We start from the raw sequence: 20,986 nt of genomic DNA on the forward strand, positions 1-20,986 counted from the left end.
ATATTATGATATTAGCGGTAGCTTTATTGTAAATGTGCTTCCTTTGTCTTTTTCACTTTCTACTGATACATGACCTTGATGGTCTTCTACTATTCTTTTAACATAGGCCAAACCTAACCCGTGACCTTTAACGTTATGAATATTACCGGTGTGTTCTCTATAAAATTTCTCAAACACTTTTTTAGCGGCTGTTTTACTCATTCCGCTCCCGTGATCTTTTACTTTTAATAAAACATTAGTGCCTACATTTTCTGTATACACTTCTATTCTTGGGGCTTCAGGAGAATACTTTATAGCATTATCCAGCATATTAACTATCACGTTTGTAAAATGCGTTTCATTGGCTAAAACCGATGTCTTCTCCGCATTTAAAAACGTTTTTATATAGCCTTGTCTATCCTCCACAATTAACTCAACATGAGTAATAGCATCTTCGATTAACTCATGTAGGTTTACCCTATCTTTATTAATGTTAAGCTCGTTCTTTTCTAATTTAGATATCCTTAAAACATTTTCTACCTGAGCATGCATTCTTTTATTCTCCTCCTTGATCATCGATAAATAACGAACCACTTTTTCTTGATCGGCAATCACTTTCGGGTTTCTAATCGCATCCAATGCCAAGTTAATAGTAGCTATTGGTGTTTTAAACTCATGGGTCATGTTATTAATAAAATCGGTTTTAATTTCCGAAATTTTACGTTGTTTCACCAGTTGATACAATGCCAAACCAGAAGCCAAAATAATAATTAGTGTAAACATTATGGAGAGTGTTATCATCCCAATAACGCCAGATAAGATAAACTTTCTTTTATCTGGAAAATTAACTAACAACCTATAAAGACTACGGTTATTTTCATCATAAAAAATAGGCACTCCGAAAGTAGAATCTTTATGATAATCGAAATTATCACTATGTACTTTGGTTGCTAAATCATTACCGTAAATGGCAAATTCAAAATCAATACCAATACCATATTTAGCCAATTTTTCGGCTAATAAAGTTTTGATTTCCTCTTCAGAAACCCTTTTATGAACCGGTTTTCTTTTTAAAACCTCTTTGAAGTTTTTCTCAAAACTCAGTTTTTGGGCTTCATCGATGGTACCACTTCTAATAATTTTAGAAATCGGACTTTTAAGATCTTTATCTGCCGACTCTAAATTACTATAAATTTCGGTAGTTGAATTTCCTATGATGTTTGTTATATCTAGGCTATCTAAACCAATATCAAAGAGCGATGAGGACAATTTATAATCCTCTTGTAAAACGTTACTTTTATAAATAAGTGTTTCTTTCGTGCTGTTGTTTTTCCTGTAAATTAACAGTTGAGAGACAGCATCCTCGTCAGCTTTTTTTTCTTTATCTAAACTTAAATACTCTGTAAAATATTTTTCGAATTCATTTTCTTCAATCGTATTGGAAACGTTGTTTAAAACGGTAACGACATTGGACTTGAACCGATTTCTTTCATTATTTACAGAATCATTAATATAATAAGCCTGAATAGCAATAATACCGATTAGCGACAAGCTCATCAGTATAATTAATAAGATAAATATCCTTTTACTCATCGATCAAAATTAACATTTTAACATTAAAAATCTTATCATTTAACCTTACATTAACAAAAATGTTAAAATTTAAGATTTCTTAAAATTTCCTCATGTATTTTTAAGACTTGAGTATAAGTTTCCTCTAAAACAGTGTTAAAAACCACAAAATCTGAAAGCTTTATTTTTTCTTCATCAGACCATTGATTTTTCATGATATTTTCAATCTTTTCAACCGTTGTATCATCTCTCTCTAACAAGCGTTCGATTTTAATATTTTTAGGTGCTGTGACACTTATTACGAGATCGCAAGCCTTATGGCCTCCGTTTTCAAATAAAATGGCCACTTCTTTTATAACATAAGGTGATTTTTGTTCTAAAACCCACTTCTTGAAATGCTCGGCAACCCTAGGGTGCACAATCGAATTCATTTTTTGGAGATAGGTTTTATCATTAAAAATAATATTAGCTATATAAGGCCTATTTAAACCATCATTAAGATACGCATTTTCTCCAAATAATTGCGTTAGTTCTTGTCTCAATACACTTGATTCATTCATGAGCTTTTTAGCTTCATCATCAGCAATGTAAATGGGTACACCGAGTTCTTGAAACATTTTTGCAACAGTGGTTTTCCCACTGCCTATACCGCCTGTAAGTCCGACTTTTTTCATTTTGTAATAATAAATTCGATACGTTGCTGACTAATTTTTGAATGTTTCGCTAGTTCTGGGGCCTTAACCAATTCGGGCATTAAGAAATTTTGATCATCATGCATTTTCTCAAAATCACATACCACTTCAAAGTCTTTCTTTGTAATTCGTTCAAAATTATTTAAGCTTACAAAATAGGAGACACTAACCGCCTTTGGAAAGTAATTCACAACACTATTTTTTGGTGTATTAATGACCTTTACTGGAATTTTCAAGGTGCCTTCTGTAAATTTCTCAACGTTAGCTTTTAAGTTCACTTGAGAAACAGAATACTGCACTTCTGATTTGTTTTCTGGGAATTTAAGCTTCAATGGTTGGTTTAAATGAGTTCGAACCTCATTAATTTGCTTCGCTTCTGTTTCTAGGTATTTGATTTTAGAAACCAAAACGTCCGGACCCACTACTACTACCGAGTCGGGCTCAACTCGAATCTCATCAGAAGTATTAAAACCAAGGGCATAATGCACTTCAGCTTTGATTTTAACAGGAACTTTTTTGACCAAATTTACGCCATAGCGAAAGGCTATTTTATCTGGTGAAATATTTAATATCTCCACTTCCTTATCAAACTGCGTATTATTTAAATAGGCTTTTGTTTTATTGTATACAAAGGCTTGGTCATTTTTCTGAACGTCTTTACTAAAATCTACTGTCACTTTAGGCTGTGTAAAATAATACTTCAACCATCTAAAACCGTGTGTTTTTAAAGTGATGTTCATAGTTACAGAATCATCTAAAATCACATACTCTTGAGGAATTTTTACTTTTTCAACCTTAAAAGGAATGGTGTCTGTATAGGATTTAGATAATTTAGAAATAATTAAGATGACAAAAGCAAACAATAGAAATAAAAGAAACACATTGATTCTTTTATTTTTTATTGAACTTAATAATTTAGACTTTAAGGTATTAAGCATACGATTAAAAAAATAGTTTTGGGAATTGAATTTCTGGTTTTTTACCTAATACAGAAACCGCCCATGTTGATCTTAAAAAACCATATCCATATCCGAAAAACTGAATCATAATGGCTGGAATAACTAATAAAGCAACACTTAGGCTTTTAGAACTCACTAAAGCTAATATAAAAGCTACTACAAAATACAATAAATAGGCTATTAAGAAGATTTTTATTTTGAAAAAACTAAGCCCTATGGCACATAGTAAACCTGCACTAAACAGTGTAGGAAACCAATAGGTTATCTTTTTAGACTCGGGGTGCCATAAATTTAAAATAGGACGTACCAATCCGAATTTATGAACTTGCGTATAGAATTTCTCCCAGGAAATTCGGCGTTTATGATACACGAAAGCCTCAGGAATCAATTTGGTTTTAAATCCCAGTTTCCATAATCTAATAGACAAATCAGGATCTTCTCCAGGATGAATTTTACCAAAGCCATGAGAGGATTCAAAAGCTTGCTTGGACAATCCCATGTTAAAACTTCTTGGCTGAAACTTATCTACACTCCCCTTTTTACCCCGTATACCTCCTGTGGTGATAAAAGAGGTCATTGAAAAATTAATCGCCTTTTGAAGGTTTGAAAACGATTCATGAGCCGTATCTGGACCACCAAAACAATCAACAAAATCGTGAGTTAAACTATTATCAACGGCTTTTAAATAGCTTGTTGGTAATATACAATCGGAATCTAAAATGATAAAATAATTGCCTTTAGCCTTACGCATACCAAAATTCCTAGAATCTCCAGGTCCAGAATTGGGTTTGTAATAATAAGCGATATTTAGATGCGACTGAAAGGCCTTCACGATAGCTTCCGAAGATATATCAGAACCATCTTCCACAATAACAATTTCATATGAAAAATTACCTTCTAGAGATTTGAAACTCTCTAAAAGTTCTTGAATTTCATCGGGCCGGTTGTAAACAGGAATTATAAATGAAAACGCTATAGACATATTACAAAAATAAAGAAAGCAACATCAAAACAAATGATAATAACCGATTAACTTTAAACCAAAAAAGCCACCTAACAACAGGTGGCTCTTTCATATTTTATAGTGTTTTTACTTTGTTTCGTTTTCAACAAAGGCTTCCATAACTGCGGTACTTACACCCATGTTACTAAACCCACCATCGTTATAAAGATTTTGTAAAGTCACACGTTTTGTTAAGTCACTAAACAGAGAAACCGTATAATTAGCACAATCTAAAGCGGTTGCATTACCTAGTGGAGACATTTTATCGGCATAAGCAATAAAACCATCAAATCCTTTTACACCACTACCAGCAGTTGTAGGTGTTGGAGATTGTGAAATAGTATTTACTCTTACATTTTTATCTTTTCCGAAGAAATAACCAAAACTACGCGCAATACTTTCTAGATATGCTTTATTATCGGCCATATCATTATAATCAGGAAATACACGTTGTGCTGCCATATAACTTAACGCTACAATACTACCCCATTCGTTCATAGCATCTGCTTTGTACAAGGTTTGCATCACTTTATGAAAAGACATAGCAGAAACATCAGTTCCTTTTTGCGTGAAATCATAATTCTGATTGGTATAATGATTTCCTTTTCTAACGTTAATAGACATCCCAATAGAATGTAGTACGAAATCAATTTTTCCTCCTAAAATCTCCATAGATTGCTCTACAAGTTTTTGTAAATCTTCAAGAGAAGTGGCATCGGCAGGAATAATTTGAGATCCTGTTTTTTCAGCTAACTCATTAATTTGTCCCATTCGCATAGCAACAGGTGCATTAGTTAATACAAACTCACCGCCTTCTTCATGAACGCGTTCGGCAGTTTTCCAAGCAATTGAATTTGAGTCTAATGCTCCAAAAATGATCCCTTTCTTTCCTTTTAATAAGTTGTACATATATCTAGTTTCTTGTTTTTTAATAAATTAATTCGGCGACAAAGATAGTAATTAATTGAGTAATTCTTTAGCATGAGCAATAGCCGATGATGACATTTCTTTACCACCAAGCATTTGGGCTATTTCTACAATACGTTCATCAGGATTTAACCTGATTAAGTTTGTTTGGGTTTTATTGTCCACATCTTCTTTAAACACTTTAAAATGCGCGTGACCTTTAGCAGCAATTTGTGGTAAATGCGTTATTGAAAACACTTGCATGGTTTTACTCATTTCCAGCATAATATCACCCATTTTATTTGAAATTTCTCCAGAAACTCCTGTATCAATTTCATCAAACATCATGGTTGGTAACTGAATATATTTGGCTAGTATAGATTTTATAGACAGCATAATACGAGACAATTCACCTCCCGAAGCTGCTTTTTTCAACTCATTAAAACTACCACCTTTATTTGCGGAAAATAAAAATGTTAAACGGTCTTTTCCATTGATAAAAAATTCCTTGTCAAGGTGGGCTTCAATTTTAAATTGAGCATTAGGCATACCTAAACTGCTTAGTAGTGCCTCCAATTGAACTTTTAAATCTGGGATGACTTTAACACGATTATCGTGAATCTGTTTAGCAATCTTATTTAATACTTCCTGTTGAGAAGCTATTTCTTCATCTTTCTGTTTTAGAGTCTCATCGAGGTTTTCGGTGACAGAAACTTTGTCTTCTAGGCGATCTCTAATCTCTATAAGTTCTAGAACCGTTGTTGCCACGTGTTTTTGCATCAAACTATGTAGTAACTTCAATTTAGCATCAACAACCTCTAAACGATTTGGATCGGCTTCTAAATCTTCTTGAAAACCGTTTACTTCCCCAAACAAATCATCCAATTCAATCAAACTGCTATTGGCTCTTTCAAAAAGTGTCTTGTATTTTGAAGAATAGCCTTCTAACTTTTGTAATACATTCTTTAAAGTTGTTAAAGAAGCAATCACACCAATTTGCTCATCATCTAACAACTGATAGGCTTCAGATAGTTTTTCCTTTACGCCTTCAATATTGTTTAAGGTTTCATATTCTTCTTCAAGACTCTCAAGCTCACCGTCAACAAGGTTTGCTTCAATCAATTCATTCAACAAAAAAGTATTATAATCGTGTTCTTTAATAGCCTCTGCTTTAAATACTAACAATTCATCACGTTCTTTTTGTAATCTTTTATAAACTTTAAGTTCTACTTTGTAGTTGTGTAGTAAGTCTTCATTTCCTGCCAAGGCATCGATAACCTGAAATTGAAAATCGTTACTAGTAAGTTGCATGGTTTGATGCTGCGAATGAATATCGATAAGACGCTCACCAAGCACCTGTAGGCTTGATAAATTTACAGGTGTATCATTCACAAAGGCTCTAGATTTCCCTGAAGGTAAAATTTCTCTACGGATGATGGTATTAGCATCATAATCAAGATCTTCGGCCTCAAACAGCGCTTTTAAATGATATTTTGACACATCAAAAACAGCTTCAATAATACATTTTTCTGAAGCATCTTTCAAACTACTTAAATCGGCACGTTTACCAAGAATAAGGGACAATCCTCCTAAAAGAATGGATTTACCAGCTCCAGTTTCACCAGTAATGATAGAAAAACCCGAATTAAAATCGACCTGCATAGCATCGATAAGGGCATAATTTTTTATAGAAAGTGAGGTTAGCAAAGCTTTGAAAAGTATTAGAAATAAAAATTAAATATAGTGAAAGTGGCTTAAAAAATATACTAAGTTTTAGTACTTAATATTTTGCCATTTACTACTGTACATAGGGGCTACTTTTTGAAGTAATTCCTTCACTTTAGCAACATTTACATTGGGTCCTTCGGTGAAAATGTCTTCAATTTCGTCGGATTTAGCATCAAAAAACACACGCAATAAAAAAGAATTTGGACGGCGTTTGTTCATGGCGTCAAATTCCATCAAACTTGCTGCTATGGCTTCCTTTCCTTCCTTTACATCTTGATGCATAACATCCAAGCCTTTTCTATGGTAATCGTATAGTACACTTCTATACTCTTTAAAGGTTGGTGACAAAATATTGTCTATAAGCGCGAAACGACTTTGTAAACCGTCTTCAACTTTCCACCCTTTGTAATTACCTTGATGTGAATAATTTGTAATTACCTGAGCTTGTTCATAGTATGCTTCTCCCCCATGATGAGAAAACGTATCGGCATCCAAAGCTAAAATCATATATACATGAAAAGATAACACTGAAATTAAGTTCGATTCGTATTGAGATTCGTTATAGATGAGATTTTGAAATTCTAAATAATTAAAATTAAAGTCTTTATCATTAAAATTATATACCGGTGTACTATAAGAAGAACCATAAATAGGGCGTGAAGATTGCACTTGAATCGTACCTTGAAAAGATTCGCCACTATAGTTCGTTACATTAATAACCATACTGCAATTTATACGTTCTTGAGACTTAAACGTTTTATTCGACCATTTTCTATTATTAACAAATTCGGTAAGTTCCTTTTCTAAAGTATTAAAAATGGGAAAATTTTCATTTCCTGTTAACTGCGCATTAACGACAACTTTACAGTTTAGTTCTTGCGAAACACCTTTAAATCCGATAAAAATTAGTAATAAAACGACTATGCTACGCATTAAATATGAGATATAATTTTGTTTAGTAAGTCAATGGCGACTTCAGATTTGGTTTTTAATTCAAATGCTGTGATGTTATCTTGATCGTCAATAAAAGTAACTTTATTAGTGTCACCTTTAAAACCAGCTCCTTTATCTTTTAACGAATTTAAAACAATTAAATTTAAATTCTTTCTTTCTAGTTTTCCTTTGGCATTTTCAAGTTCATCATGAGTTTCAAGAGCAAAACCAACGAGGTATTGTTGTTTTTTAATGGCACCTAAGGAAGCTAAAATATCTTTTGTCTTTTCCAGCTCTAGTGTTAACGTCGAAGACTTCTTTTTTATTTTTTGATGAGCTACTTCTTTTGGTCGATAATCGGCTACTGCTGCAGAAAGTATAGCAATATCACACGAATTAAAATACGTATGCACAGCATTAAACATATCTTCAGCACTCACTACTGGAACCTGTTGAATTAAACTGTGAGATACTTTTTGAGCAGTAGGACCGCTAATTAAGATCACTTCGGCACCAAGATTAGCAGCTGTTTTGGCTATTTCAAAGCCCATTTTACCACTAGAATGGTTGCCTATAAAACGAACAGGGTCGATAGCCTCATAAGTTGGCCCTGCTGTAATTAATACTTTTTTACCTCTTAAAGGTAATTTCCCTAAAACATCGGCTTCAATAAAACTAAGGATTTCTTCAGGCTCTGCCATACGGCCCTCTCCTACCAATCCACTAGCTAGCTCTCCACTCGTGGCTGGAATCATAATGTTTCCAAAGGTATTAAGCTTTTCAAAGGATTGTTTTGTTGTCGCATGCTTATACATGTCTAAATCCATGGCAGGCGCAAAATATACGGGACACTTTGCAGAAAGGTAAGTCGCCATCAATAAATTATCGCATACCCCATTAGCCATTTTAGCTAAAGTATTGGCGGTTGCTGGAGCAACAATTAAAAGGTCTGCCCAGAGTCCTAAATCGACGTGATTATTCCACGCCTCAGTACCTTCGTCTTCGTTTGTAAAAGTCGAATAAACCGGATTTTTAGAAAGTGTAGATAGTGTTAAAGGTGTTACAAATTCTTTTGAAGCTGGTGTCATCACAACTTTTACGTTGGCACCAGATTTCACGAACAACCTTACAAGTGAAGCTGTTTTATAAGCGGCAATACCACCCGTAATGCCTAACAGTATGTTTTTGCCGCTTAAAATACTCATATAAAGAAATTATTCCTGAGCGTCATCCTCAGTATTTCTGAAATAAATTTTATCAGTTAACCATTCTTGAACGGCTAAAGCATGAGGTTTTGGTAATTTTTCGTAAAATTTAGAAACCTCAATTTGCTCTTTGTTTTCAAAGATTTCTTCAAGACTATCGTTATAAGTAGCAAATTCTTCTAACTTATCGATAAGTTCTTTTTTAATCTCTGTATTAATTTGCTCAGCACGCCTTGCGATAATAGAAATTGACTCATAGATGTTCTCTGTAGGCTCATCTATTTGATTTCTGTCGTACGTAATCGTATTAACTGGAGCATTGGTTTTTTTTAAATCCATTGTTATAAATGTTTAACTTTGTGAGCTGTAATTTTGTAATTCTTCTTCTATTTCAACTGCCATTTCTTCAACATCTTCCTGATATTTTGAATCGGCATAATCATTTTTAAAATCTAAATAATATTCTTTAGCGGCCTCTAAACGACCTTTCTTCTTACTTTCAATACTATTAACAGCCAACTTAAAAGCCGAATCTAGCTTATAAAAGTAAGCATCTTCCAAATACGAAGACCCTGGGTTTTCGAAAATAAAATTATCAAATGACTTAATGGCCGCTTCGAAATCTGAAATCGTATTGTACTGCTTAGCTATTTCAAAGGCTTTCTTTTCTAGTTTATCAGACAACTCCTTGGTTAAGGCGTTAGCTTCAGGAACGTATTTAGATTCTCTAAAGGCATTGATAAAATCTTGAAGTTTTTCTATAGCATTCTTCGTTTCTGTTTGATCCTTACTATACACCGGTGATAGCATATAATAACTTTTAGCGGCTAAAAAAGAAGCTTCTTCTAATTTTTCACTTTTAGGATAACTGGAAGCAAATCGCTCGAACTGATAACCTGCAACGTAATAATCTTTAATCTCATAAAAAGATTTCGAATACAAGTACATGAGTTTTTCAGCCTGAGGCTTACCTCTATAGTTGGGAACAATTTGAGCAAAAAGCGCATTGGCTTTAGTAAATTCTCCCTCATTGTATAACGACTCACCTAATTTAAATTTCGCGGAAACATCTTCCGCCTTTAAAGTCTTGTGATATTCGCTACAACTTGTTAAAACTGTGAATACTACTAGTAAATATAAAAGCTTGTTCATAAATTTTTAAACAGGATGCAAAATTAAGTGATTAATATGGATTTTAAAAATATAATTTCAAAGCTAAATTAAATGCTTAACCTCTATAAAAATAAGGTTTAAGTAATATTTAACACGACTAATAATTATCAACAAAGGCTTTGATCTTAGCTTTTAAAGCATCCGACGCAGGAACTAGAGGTAATCTCACTGTATCTCTACATAAGTTTAAAGCTTCAAACACCCCTTTTATACCCGCTGGATTATTTTCCTCAAAGATATATCCAATCACATCAATCAATTTAAAATGCAATTTAAAGGCTGCACTTGCATCACCTTTTAATCCTAAACGAATCATTTCTGAAAAGTCCTTTGGGAAACCTTGTCCGATTACAGAAATCACTCCTGCTCCACCAGCTAAAACAACCCCAAGCGCTAAATCGTCGTCTCCAGAAATAATTAAGAAATCCTCCGGCTTATTTTTAATTAAATCGTAGTACTGAGACATGTTATTACCAGCCTCTTTAACCCCGATTATATTTTCAAAGTTCTGAGCTAATTTAATGGTGGTTCCTGCCTCCATATTTTTTGCAGTTCGACCAGGAACATTATAAAGAATAATGTCTATTGGGCAAACTTCTGAGATAGCCTTAAAATGCTGATAAAACCCTTCTTGAGTTGGCTTACTATAATATGGAACAACCGATAAAATAGCATCAATACCTCTTAAATCGGTACTTTCAATTTCATCGATAACTGCAGCAGTATTATTTCCTCCAATACCTAAAACTAAAGGCACACGACCATTATTAGTCTTAGAGATCGTTTCAATTACCTCCTTTTTTTCTAACTTCGTTAAAGTTGCGCTTTCAGCCGTAGTACCACAAATCACTAAGTAATCTGTACCATTTTCAATATTATAATTTACAATATTTGTTAACGCGCTATGGTCGATACTTAAATCGCTATTAAAAGGTGTTACCAACGCCACTCCAGTTCCTAGAAACTTACTATTCATGCTTTAATTAATTTTATTTAATATCGTTAGGTATTTAAAAAGCTCTGTTTTAAATACTTTAAAATCTTTTAATTCAGTTTTAATTATCAAATCGTTTATACGTTCATCCTGTTGCAGAATACCAATTTTTAGTTTTGCTTTAGAAAGCACGCTTAACAATTTCAATTCCAATATATCTTCAGCGTAATAATTAATCAAAATATCAAAATCATAATCCAAAAAGGATTGCAACTCAACATTTTTCACTTGACCATTTCTGTTAAAATCTTCTAGATAATAACAAGTCCCTATAGCATTAAGCTCGTTTTTCTTATTTACAGAAAACCCTATAATTTTAAAATTATTAGGCTGAATTTTAATCTCCTTAGCCATTTTTTCAAATACAGCTACATCATTAAATTCATCTATATTTATAAGGACTCCTAATGTTTTTGCAGCCGAGTTATCAGGTTTCACTACGCGTTCAGCTAACAATATATTAATACGCTTTTTTATAGATTTTTCTTTAAAAACCTTTAAAATCATTTATCTTTATAATTTGCGCAAAGGTAGCAAAAGTACGTTCAATATTTAAGATTAAAGAATGAGGTTTACACATTTAATTTATTTGTTATTTTTTTTCCTTTTACTCCATTGTAAAAATAGTGATGTACAACTTTCTAAAATAGAAGGAAAACAAATACAAGTCACTGATAAGCTAGAACTTGATTCCGAAATAGATCAATACATAGCGCCGTATCGCGAACATATTCAAAAAGATTTAGATAGTGTTATTGCAATTTCTCCTAAAACCTACGATAAAACAGACGGTGAATTAAATACAGCTCTTGGCAATTTAATGGCCGATATAGCCTACGAACAAGCCAATCCCATATTCTTAAAAAGAACCGGCCATAATATTGATATGGTCTTATTGAATTACGGAGGCATTCGCTCAAATTTACCTAAGGGAGCGATTACAAAAGGAACCGCTTTCAAGTTAATGCCTTTTGAGAACAGCCTTGTGGTCGCCGCTATTAAAGGAAACCAAGTCAATGACTTGGTGAACTACCTTGTAAAAGCACGAAAAGCGCACCCAATTTCAAAATTACAAATTACGATAGACAAAAATAACACCTTAGTTGCATCTAAAATTAATGGGACACCTATCGATCCAAACAAAACTTATTACGTTGCCACCAATGATTATCTATATCAAGGTGGAGATAGCATGACTTTCTTTCAGCCAAACGAAAACTTATACACATTAGATTATAAAATAAGAAATACATTAATTGATTATTTTATGAAAGTAGATAGCATCTCCCCTGTTCGTGACAACAGATTTATTAAGATAAATTAAGATTATGAAACGTAGAAATTTTATACAACAAGCATCAGCAGGCACAGCATTAATATCACTTGGAGGGCTGGGGTTACAATCATTTTCAACTATAAATAATTTTAAGAAAATTACTATTTTACACACCAATGATGTTCATAGTCACATCGATACTTTTCCAGCTGACGACCCTCGGAACCCAAACCAGGGCGGTGTTGCAAGACGAGCAACATTAATTGAAAGTATCCGAAAAGAAAACCCCAACACGCTGTTATTAGATGCTGGCGATATTTTTCAAGGCACACCATATTTTAATTACTACGGTGGGGAATTGGAATTCAAACTCATGAGTAAATTAAAATATGACGTTGCAACTATCGGAAATCATGATTTCGATAATGGTATAGAGGGACTTTATGCTCAGTTACCACACGCAGAATTTGAGTTTATTTCGGCGAATTATGATTTTACAAATACAGTAATGGACACCCATTGTAAACCTTATAAAATCTTTAAAAAGGACGGTATTAGCATCGGTGTTTTTGGATTAGGAGTTGAGTTAAAAGGCTTAGTTACGGATACGAATTACAAAGAAACCAAATACCTAGACCCCGTTGAAATTTCCCAAGATATGACACGAATTTTAAAGGAAGAGAAAGGTTGCGATTTGGTTATTTGTTTATCACATCTAGGATACGAATACAATTCTGATAAGATTTCAGACATCAAACTTGCAAAAGCGACCAAAAACATCGACTTAATTATAGGAGGACATACACACACTTTTTTATCAAAACCTACAGTCGTAAAAAATATTGAAGGCAAAAATACGCTTGTTAACCAGGTAGGATGTTACGGCATTAATGTTGGGCGTATCGATTTTTATTTTGATTCCAATAAAAACATTTCTGCAGAAGGGGTTTCCATTAGCGTTTAACCCTCTGATATTAGACCGGTTTAGAAGGCTAACTGAAAAGTCCATAAAATTTAATTTATGAAGTTAAGCTTTCCTAAATCGATTTTGATTCACACTTAGGTCAAAATTTTTAGAGAAGCTTTACATGACATAAAGCTTCAACTATCAATATTGTCTACTTTTCTCTAGTAACATTATCTGAGATTCATTCCTTAAAATTCATTATCGAGTGCCACCCGCGACTCTTCACCTTCTTCTACAGAATATTGCACCTGCTTATAAAAGCAAAAGAAAGCACCTAAAGCTAAGGTTGAAGAAATAATGGTGAGTAGATTTTTCTTAACAATGTAATTATCGGCCACCCAAATAAATTCGGAAAACACAATTAAAATAACACCCAGAAATAAAAACAAAGCTTTTTTATTTTCCTTATGAATATAATTCAGCAAGGCTAAAGATAATAACGCAACTAGTAGCGCATTATATACGATTTCTATATAATACTTATTTGTAAACTCTACAAAGGGACTTACTATATCCTGAAGCACATAAATGAGATACACACTTAAACCAAACAGTACGACCAAATGAATTTTAAAACGCTTTTTCAGATAATTAAAATCCGTAGATTTTAAAATTTCCAACATTAAAAATGAGTACCCGAACATATATAATATATTACCCACATAGTAATAAACATCGTAATTAATGTAATCAACAATAAAATCTAACAGATCTGAAACCGCATAAAGTAGAATAAAAAGGGAAAAATAAACCGTTTTCTTCTTTTCAAAAATCAGGTACCCTAAAGCCACTAGAGGCACCAAGAGAGCCTCTAAATAGTTAGCCACAACGTCATTATCTTTTATCTGTAAATAAATAAACAACGAATAAACAAGCGCTATAAAAACACCAAGAACTCTGGGTTTTACCATATAAACAATGATTCATTTCTAATTAAGAACAAATATAAACGAAAATAGGACGAAACATTTAAGATAAGCCTTATTTCACATACCAAATAAACTAGACTCCAACTTTATGTAAGAATTCGTCCTCAGAAATTAATAAAACGCCCAATTTTTCAGCTTTTTCCTTTTTACTAGGCCCCATATTTGCTCCTGCTACAATATAACTGGTTTTAGATGAAATCGAACTACTCACTTTTCCACCGTTATCTTCAATAAGTTTTTTAAGCTCTGTTCTAGACACTTTTTCAAAAACACCTGTAATGACAACGATGTCTCCTTTAAGCAATTCTGTTTGACCTTTTAACTGCTCCTCACTCATTTCTAATTGTACACCAAAGTCTTTTAATCGGTTTACAATGTGCACGTTCTCTTCGGCATCAAAAAACAAACGAACACTTTCAGCGATTTTAACACCTATTTCGTCCACGGCAACTAAATCTTCTTGAGAAGCAACCATAATAGCATCAATACTCTTGTAATGTTTCGCTAATTTTTTAGCCACCGTTTCACCTACATAACGAATACCTAAAGCAAATAAAACACGTTCGAAAGGAATATTTTTAGACTGTTCAATACCTTTAATTAAATTGTCAGCACTTTTTTCAGCCATACGCTCCAAAGGCACTATTTGCTCTTTTGTTAACGTATATAAATCGGCATAATTTGAAATTAAATGCTCATTAACTAACAAGGCTACTGTTTCACCACCCAAGCCATCAATATCCATCGCTTTTCTAGATATATAATGCTGAATCCTGCCAATTACCTGTGGTTTACATCCATTATAATTAGGACAGTAATGCTGTGCTTCTCCATCTTGACGTACCAAAGGCGTGCTACATTCCGGACAATGCGTTATATATTGTGTAGGGGTCGATTCTGGAACACGTTTAAGTAAATCAACTCCCAAAATTTTTGGAATGATCTCACCGCCCTTTTCAACATAAACTTCATCGCCTACTCTTATATCTAATTTTTCAATTTGATCGGCATTATGCAAGGAAGCACGTTTTACTGTTGTTCCGGCCAGTTCGACAGGTTGTAAATTGGCAACCGGAGTTATAGCTCCCGTCCTTCCAACTTGATAACTAATACTGTTTAATTTTGTTGAAACTTGCTCGGCTTTAAACTTATAAGCCATAGCCCAGCGCGGGGCCTTCGCGGTATAACCAAGCTCTTCCTGGTGCTGTAAACTATTAACTTTGATCACCACGCCATCGGTTTCATAAGCTAAATGATGTCGGTTTTTATCCCAATAGTTTACAAATTCTAAAACATCATCAATGGAATGGGCTAATTTAGACGCATCTGGTACTTTAAATCCCCACTGTCTTGCTTTTTCTAAACTTTCAATTTGAGAAGAAATGCCTAAATTATTTCCAGTGATATTATACAACAAACACTCTAATGGACGTTTAGCTACCTCGGCACTATCCTGAAGCTTTAAACTCCCTGAGGCCGTGTTCCTCGGGTTTCTATAAGGCTCCTCACCTATTTCAATGCGCTCTTCATTCATTTTATTAAAGCCATCAAAAGGTAAAATTATTTCTCCTCGGATATCAAATTTATCAGGAAAATCACCTTTCAATCGTAAAGGCACCGATTTTATGGTTTTTACATTGGCCGTCACGTTATCACCTTGAAATCCGTCACCACGCGTCACAGCTTTAACTAACACCCCGTTTTCATAAGTTAAACTAATAGAAGCGCCATCATATTTTAATTCACAAGCATACTCAATCTCGCCATCAACCATTTTTTTTATCCGGTTTTCCCAATCTTGTAAATCTTCTTTAGAATACGAATTATCTAAAGAATACATGCGATGTTCATGAATTATGGTTTCAAAATTTTTGGTGACTTCTCCGCCTACCCGTTGTGTTGGCGAGTTCGAATCAAAAAACTCTGGATGTTTTAATTCTAAATCTTGAAGCGTTTTCAGTTTTAAATCAAAATCGTAATCCGATATCTCCTTCTGATCCAAAACGTAATAACTGTAATTATAAGCGTTTAACTCGTCGCGCAGACGCTTTATTTCTTGTTCAACTGTATTCATGAATGCTTTACTCCTTTTATCATTCTATCTTTTCTAAAGATATCTTGTTTTAATTCTATGTTAGAAAATTGATGTTTTTGTAATAGACGAATCATTTCATTTCCTAAAAACTCATTAATTTCAAATAATAATTCGCCATTTTCAACCAGATTATGTACTGAAAACTCTGTAATGGCCTTATAAAACTGCAAGGCATTATCGTCTTTAACGAACAAGGCCAAATGCGGTTCGTTCTCCAAAACATTAGGCTTCATTAGGCGTTGTTCCTTTTCTCTTATGTAAGGCGGATTCGAAACGATAATATCAAACTTTAAATCTTTTATGGAATCGATTGTAAGAATATCAGCATTAATAAACTCAACATGAACATCATTAAGCAATGCATTTCCTTTAGCGACTTCTAAGGCTTTTTCGCTAATATCGAGTGCATACACCGACGCATTTTTTAAATGTTTAGCGATAGAAATGGCTATACAGCCGCTACCGGTACCAATATCTAAAATATTAAGCGTTTCATCTTCTTTTTTATGTTTTAAAATCCACTCGACAAGCTCTTCTGTTTCTGGCCTAGGGATTAACACATTTTTATTCACTTTAAACGGTAAGCCGTAGAACTCAGTTTCCCCAATAATGTATTGAATAGGCTTGTGTTTTATAAGTTGATTTAAAGCCTTTTCAATGGGTTCATCGTCATCAATACTAAGCTCGGTATCCATCGCTAAATCTATACGCGAAACTTTATAAAACACATCGATAAGCGTATAGAAAAAACTATTGACTTCCTCTGTTGCATAGAGACTATCTAATTCGGCGTGAAACTTCTTTTGTATATCTTTTAGTCTCATAATTCTTTTATCATCCATATACCACAAGCATGATGTCCTGTGTTTCCTAATGCGGCATCTAAATGAACGAAGCCATTTTCTTCATAAAGGTGAATAGCCGCTTTTAATTGTGGTGCTGATTCCAAATAACACTTTTTATAACCTAATTCTTTTGCTGCACTAATACATTTTTGCAACAAAAGATGACCAAATCCCTTACCTCTTACTTGGGGCGAAAAGTACATTTTCTGAATTTCGCAAATTTCAGACTCATGATTTATCAACGGTTTTAGTCCGCATCCACCAAGAATTTCACCTTTAAAATCGAGTACAAAGTACACGTCATTTTCATTTTGGTAAGCCTCAAACATAAGTGATGTTTCGGGGTCGGTGTAAGCTGTACCTTCCAAAGGAATATTAAATTCGTAAAAACACGCTCTGATAACACCCTCAATTTGAGCATTATCCTTAGCTTCAATTTCTCGAATAACTGTAGTATCTTTACCCACTTTAATTAGACTTTAAGAATACGTGAAGATACGCCAAATCAAAACTAAATAGAAATGAAAAAGCTATTAATCTTATCAACATTATGCTTAGCACTTTTTAGTTGTTCAGTTCAAGAAAAACCTGAATTTCTAGGTGTTCATCATGTCAAAGTTTCAGAATACAATGCCCAATACATCATTTTAAATGCTGAAGCCCATTTTAAAAACCCGAATTCTGTTGGAGGCGAACTTTCAACCAACGGACTAAAAGTTTTTGTTAATGATAATGATATAGCAACCGTAACTTCTGAGACCTTTGAGGTTCCGGCTAATAAGGAGTTTTCAATTCCTTTAACTTCAAAAATCCCAACAGATAGTTTGTTTAGTAGTAAAAACCTAAGCAGCATCTTGGGCAGTTTTTTGAATAAAAACATTAAAGTACAATATAAAGGAGACATAAAATATAAAGTTTTTGGATTTTCAAGAACCTATAATATCGACAAAACCGAGAACATAGAAATAAAACTATAATTAGTGAACAGTAACGAAGTCTATATAAAACGCTGCATTGAAATTGCTAAAAACGGATTAGGCTCCACCAGACCTAACCCAATGGTGGGCTGTGTAATTGTTCATAACCATAAAATTATTGGCGAAGGATTCACCAGCCCATTTGGAGGAAACCATGCGGAAGTTAATGCCATCCAATCGGTTGAAAATAAAGACCTACTTAAAGAAGCGACCATTTACGTCACCTTAGAACCGTGCTCACACCATGGTAAAACCCCACCTTGCAGTGATTTGATTATCAAACATCAAATCCCTAAGGTTGTTATTGGTTGTATCGACGATAATGAAAAAGTAGCGGGTAAAGGCATCACCAAATTAAAAGAAGCAGGTTGCCATGTTACTGTGGGTGTATTAGAAAGCCTCTGTAAATCGCATCACAAGCGCTTTTTTACCTTTCACAACAAACAACGTCCTTATATTATTTTAAAATGGGCCGAAAGTCAAGACGGTTTTTTATCTCCAGAAAAAAAAGAAGTTCAAGCTCCCGTGTGGATTACCAACCCTTATTCCAGAATTTTGGTACATAAATGGCGCATGGAAGAACAAGCTATTCTAGTTGGTACAAACACCGTTATAGAAGACAACCCTAGCCTAACTGTTAGAGATTGGACGGGTGAAAACCCGATTAGAATTGCCATTGATAAAAACCAGAAGCTTTCCAGAGACCTATCTGTTTTTAATAATGAAGCAAAAACTTTAAGCATCACTAAAGACCTTATTGATTTCTCAAAACCTATCGCTTCACAAATTTGCGCCCTTTTATTTGATATGGAAATCAATTCTGTCATTATTGAAGGTGGCGCGCAAACTTTACAAACCTTTATTGATGAAAATCTTTGGGACGAGGCCCGAGTTTTTACAGGACCTGTTCACTTCCAAAAAGGCACCAAAGCACCACGATTCTCTGGTCAACTAATACACGAAGAAAACATCATTTCTGATACTCTTAAAATTTACAACAATGATTAATACTATAATATTCGATTTTGGTAATGTTTTTATCAATTTAGATATTCCCGGCTCTCAACAAAACGCCTTTGAAACCATGGAAATAGACAGCTTTCCAGATGAAATTTTAGGCTTCAACAGTTTTTACGAACAAGGCTTAATTAGCACAGAAGAATTTTTAGATTTTTATTCTGAAAACTTCCCAAAACTTTCGAGAGAAGCATTAATAGATCTTTGGAATTACATGCTGAAAGATTTCCCTAAGGCTCGATTAGAGTTTATTAAGACCTTAAAAAAATCAGGTGATTACAAACTCATTTTATTGAGTAATACTAATGCGCTTCATATTGAGTACATCAAACAAAACGTTGATTTTTTTGATGAATTTAAAGCCTGTTTTGACAAATTTTACTTATCGCACGAGATCAATCTTATAAAACCTAATGCAGATATCTTTGAATTTGTTTTAGCAGACAACAATATTAAGGCCAATGAATGTCTTTTTATAGATGACAACAAAGACAATATAGCAACCGCCAATAACCTAAACTTTAAAACTTGGCACATCACCCCTGGCACTGAAGATGTGTGCACACTTTTTGAAACCAAAAGCAACCTTTTTAAATAAATATTTTTTTGACTAAAAAAGACACCTATAAAACCATTACTAAATCCATTGAACCTACCTTATTCAAAGAAAAAAACAGCAAGTTCTTTGGGTATGCATTTCCAGTTACTAATGAAGATGAGATCAAAAATCATTTAGCAGATGTTAAAAAGGAACACCATTCGGCCAGACATTGGTGCTACGCCTACCAATTAGGCACAGAAACAATCACCTATCGAGCGAATGATGATGGCGAACCTAGTAATTCTGCGGGCATGCCTATTTATGGTCAAATTCAGTCTTTTGATGTTACAAACGTCCTCATTGTTGTAGTGCGCTATTTTGGAGGTGTAAAATTGGGGGTTGGCGGACTTATTAGCGCCTACAGAACTTCAGCACAAATTTCACTAGAGACTGCAAAAATCATTAAAAAAACCATTAATAAGGATTTCCTCATAACATTCGACTATAAAAATATGAATACGGTTATGAGGATCATAAAAGAGAAAAATTTAAACATCACGCACCAAAAATTAGAATTGGATTGTCAGATCACCATAACGGTAAGAAAGAAAGATGCTTCATCAATTTTCGAGATTTTTAATAATCTTTATGAAATAAAAATAAAAACACTTTAAGTTAATCACCAATAGCGTCTAAAATATATTTTGGCGGTCTGGTGGGCTTATTCGTTTTTTTGTCTATAAAAACTAAAACGGTACTCGCTGTGGTTAAAATTTCACCCTTTGAGTTGGTAATTTCATAGTCAAATTCAATCTTTACAGAAGGGATCTTTTTGAGTTGTGTTTTCACATTAATTACATCATCATAACCCGCTGATTTTTTATAGTTTAAGGTCATAGAAACAACTGGTAACATGATACCATCCTCTTCCATTTTTTTATATGACACGCCTATCTTACGAAGCCACTCAATACGCCCCATTTCAAGGTATAACGCGTAGTTTCCGTGATAAACGACACCCATTTGGTCGGTTTCACCATAACGAACTCTTATTTGTATTTCATCGAATTTCATCTTCATAAGTGGATATTTTTTTGTAGCTTCGGCTACGGGTTAAACATGCGTAAAAAAATCTAAATATTCAATAGCTATTGATTTTTTTTTTAAGATTTTTGTTCACATATTTGCCCCACTA

Annotated in this window: 23 protein-coding genes; 6 read left to right on the forward strand and 17 right to left on the reverse strand. The window is 33.7% G+C overall.

The window, feature by feature from the left end:
* Nucleotides 1–3: 3 nt before the first annotated feature.
* The 12 genes from JJL45_RS12970 to JJL45_RS13025 form a co-directional block, all read right to left on the reverse strand.
* Nucleotides 4–1,536: a sensor histidine kinase gene (locus JJL45_RS12970; protein ID WP_082935855.1), complete on the reverse strand. Its 1,533-nt coding sequence runs from the start codon at nt 1,534–1,536 to the stop codon at nt 4–6.
* A 98-nt stretch (nt 1,537–1,634) separates the two neighbouring features.
* Nucleotides 1,635–2,225, reverse strand: coding sequence for a dephospho-CoA kinase (gene coaE / locus JJL45_RS12975; RefSeq protein ID WP_068602187.1), 591 nt, complete (start codon nt 2,223–2,225; stop codon nt 1,635–1,637).
* The gene (locus JJL45_RS12980) at nt 2,222–3,181 is read right to left on the reverse strand and encodes a hypothetical protein (protein ID WP_068602186.1); all 960 of its coding nucleotides are present in this window, start codon (nt 3,179–3,181) and stop codon (nt 2,222–2,224) included. The genes coaE and JJL45_RS12980 overlap by 4 nt, the downstream gene beginning before the upstream one ends.
* A 4-nt stretch (nt 3,182–3,185) precedes the next feature.
* Nucleotides 3,186–4,184, reverse strand: coding sequence for a glycosyltransferase (locus JJL45_RS12985; RefSeq protein WP_068602184.1), 999 nt, complete (start codon nt 4,182–4,184; stop codon nt 3,186–3,188).
* Nucleotides 4,185–4,292: 108 nt separating this feature from the next.
* The gene (locus tag JJL45_RS12990) at nt 4,293–5,114 is read right to left on the reverse strand and encodes an enoyl-ACP reductase (RefSeq protein WP_068602182.1); all 822 of its coding nucleotides are present in this window, start codon (nt 5,112–5,114) and stop codon (nt 4,293–4,295) included.
* A 51-nt stretch (nt 5,115–5,165) separates the two neighbouring features.
* Entirely contained in the window at nt 5,166–6,818 is a 1,653-nt protein-coding gene (recN, locus tag JJL45_RS12995) for a DNA repair protein RecN (RefSeq protein WP_068602181.1), read from the reverse strand.
* A 66-nt stretch (nt 6,819–6,884) separates the two neighbouring features.
* Nucleotides 6,885–7,772 carry a DUF4835 family protein gene (locus JJL45_RS13000; protein WP_068602180.1) on the reverse strand — a complete coding sequence of 296 codons (888 nt, stop codon included), beginning with the start codon at nt 7,770–7,772 and terminating at the stop codon, nt 6,885–6,887.
* A complete protein-coding gene (coaBC, locus tag JJL45_RS13005) occupies nt 7,772–8,977 on the reverse strand; it encodes a bifunctional phosphopantothenoylcysteine decarboxylase/phosphopantothenate--cysteine ligase CoaBC (RefSeq protein ID WP_068602178.1) in 1,206 nt (401 codons plus the stop codon). Before coaBC ends, JJL45_RS13000 begins: the two co-directional genes overlap by 1 nt.
* Nucleotides 8,978–8,986: 9 nt before the next feature.
* Entirely contained in the window at nt 8,987–9,316 is a 330-nt protein-coding gene (locus JJL45_RS13010) for a DNA-directed RNA polymerase subunit omega (RefSeq protein WP_068602177.1), read from the reverse strand.
* A gap of 12 nt (nt 9,317–9,328) precedes the next feature.
* A complete protein-coding gene (locus JJL45_RS13015) occupies nt 9,329–10,129 on the reverse strand; it encodes an outer membrane protein assembly factor BamD (RefSeq protein ID WP_068602176.1) in 801 nt (266 codons plus the stop codon).
* A gap of 118 nt (nt 10,130–10,247) precedes the next feature.
* A complete protein-coding gene (gene dapA, locus JJL45_RS13020; RefSeq protein WP_068602174.1) occupies nt 10,248–11,126 on the reverse strand; it encodes a 4-hydroxy-tetrahydrodipicolinate synthase in 879 nt (292 codons plus the stop codon).
* Nucleotides 11,127–11,129: 3 nt separating this feature from the next.
* The gene (locus tag JJL45_RS13025) at nt 11,130–11,651 is read right to left on the reverse strand and encodes a DUF6913 domain-containing protein (protein WP_068602173.1); all 522 of its coding nucleotides are present in this window, start codon (nt 11,649–11,651) and stop codon (nt 11,130–11,132) included.
* Between the two features lie 58 nt (nt 11,652–11,709).
* Between JJL45_RS13025 and JJL45_RS13030 the strand changes: the two genes are divergently transcribed.
* Nucleotides 11,710–12,468, forward strand: coding sequence for a 5'-nucleotidase C-terminal domain-containing protein (locus tag JJL45_RS13030; protein WP_068602172.1), 759 nt, complete (start codon nt 11,710–11,712; stop codon nt 12,466–12,468).
* A gap of 4 nt (nt 12,469–12,472) precedes the next feature.
* Entirely contained in the window at nt 12,473–13,384 is a 912-nt protein-coding gene (locus JJL45_RS13035) for a bifunctional metallophosphatase/5'-nucleotidase (RefSeq protein ID WP_068602170.1), read from the forward strand.
* 191 nt (nt 13,385–13,575) lie between these two features.
* On the opposite strand, the gene JJL45_RS13040 is transcribed toward JJL45_RS13035, so the two are convergent.
* The 4 genes from JJL45_RS13040 to JJL45_RS13055 form a co-directional block, all read right to left on the reverse strand.
* Nucleotides 13,576–14,298: a hypothetical protein gene (locus JJL45_RS13040; protein WP_068602168.1), complete on the reverse strand. Its 723-nt coding sequence runs from the start codon at nt 14,296–14,298 to the stop codon at nt 13,576–13,578.
* Nucleotides 14,299–14,389: 91 nt separating this feature from the next.
* Nucleotides 14,390–16,390, reverse strand: a complete 2,001-nt coding sequence (ligA, locus tag JJL45_RS13045; RefSeq protein ID WP_068602166.1) for an NAD-dependent DNA ligase LigA — start codon at nt 16,388–16,390, stop codon at nt 14,390–14,392.
* Nucleotides 16,387–17,235 (reverse strand): peptide chain release factor N(5)-glutamine methyltransferase, encoded by an 849-nt coding sequence (gene prmC, locus JJL45_RS13050; protein ID WP_068602470.1) that lies wholly within the window; start codon nt 17,233–17,235, stop codon nt 16,387–16,389. The genes ligA and prmC overlap by 4 nt, the downstream gene beginning before the upstream one ends.
* Entirely contained in the window at nt 17,232–17,723 is a 492-nt protein-coding gene (locus tag JJL45_RS13055; RefSeq protein WP_068602164.1) for a GNAT family N-acetyltransferase, read from the reverse strand. The genes prmC and JJL45_RS13055 overlap by 4 nt, the downstream gene beginning before the upstream one ends.
* A 54-nt stretch (nt 17,724–17,777) precedes the next feature.
* Here JJL45_RS13055 and JJL45_RS13060 point away from each other — a divergent pair, with 54 nt between their 5' ends.
* The 4 genes from JJL45_RS13060 to JJL45_RS13075 are packed head-to-tail and all read left to right on the forward strand — an operon-like array spanning nt 17,778 to nt 20,465.
* Nucleotides 17,778–18,233 (forward strand): LEA type 2 family protein, encoded by a 456-nt coding sequence (locus JJL45_RS13060; protein WP_068602162.1) that lies wholly within the window; start codon nt 17,778–17,780, stop codon nt 18,231–18,233.
* 3 nt (nt 18,234–18,236) lie between these two features.
* The gene (gene ribD, locus JJL45_RS13065; RefSeq protein ID WP_202664159.1) at nt 18,237–19,241 is read left to right on the forward strand and encodes a bifunctional diaminohydroxyphosphoribosylaminopyrimidine deaminase/5-amino-6-(5-phosphoribosylamino)uracil reductase RibD; all 1,005 of its coding nucleotides are present in this window, start codon (nt 18,237–18,239) and stop codon (nt 19,239–19,241) included.
* Nucleotides 19,234–19,848, forward strand: coding sequence for an HAD family hydrolase (locus tag JJL45_RS13070; RefSeq protein WP_068602160.1), 615 nt, complete (start codon nt 19,234–19,236; stop codon nt 19,846–19,848). The genes ribD and JJL45_RS13070 overlap by 8 nt, the downstream gene beginning before the upstream one ends.
* Before the next feature lie 8 nt (nt 19,849–19,856).
* On the forward strand, nt 19,857–20,465 hold the full coding sequence (locus JJL45_RS13075) for an IMPACT family protein (protein WP_068602158.1): 609 nt from the start codon (nt 19,857–19,859) through the stop codon (nt 20,463–20,465).
* Nucleotide 20,466: 1 nt separating this feature from the next.
* Here JJL45_RS13075 and JJL45_RS13080 read toward each other — a convergent pair whose 3' ends face one another.
* Complete coding sequence (locus JJL45_RS13080; RefSeq protein WP_067146542.1) at nt 20,467–20,865, reverse strand: acyl-CoA thioesterase; 399 nt, start codon at nt 20,863–20,865, stop codon at nt 20,467–20,469.
* Nucleotides 20,866–20,986: the final 121 nt, after the last annotated feature.

It is taken from the genome of Tamlana sp. s12 (assembly GCF_016767215.1).
Lineage (GTDB): Bacteria > Bacteroidota > Bacteroidia > Flavobacteriales > Flavobacteriaceae > Pseudotamlana > Pseudotamlana agarivorans.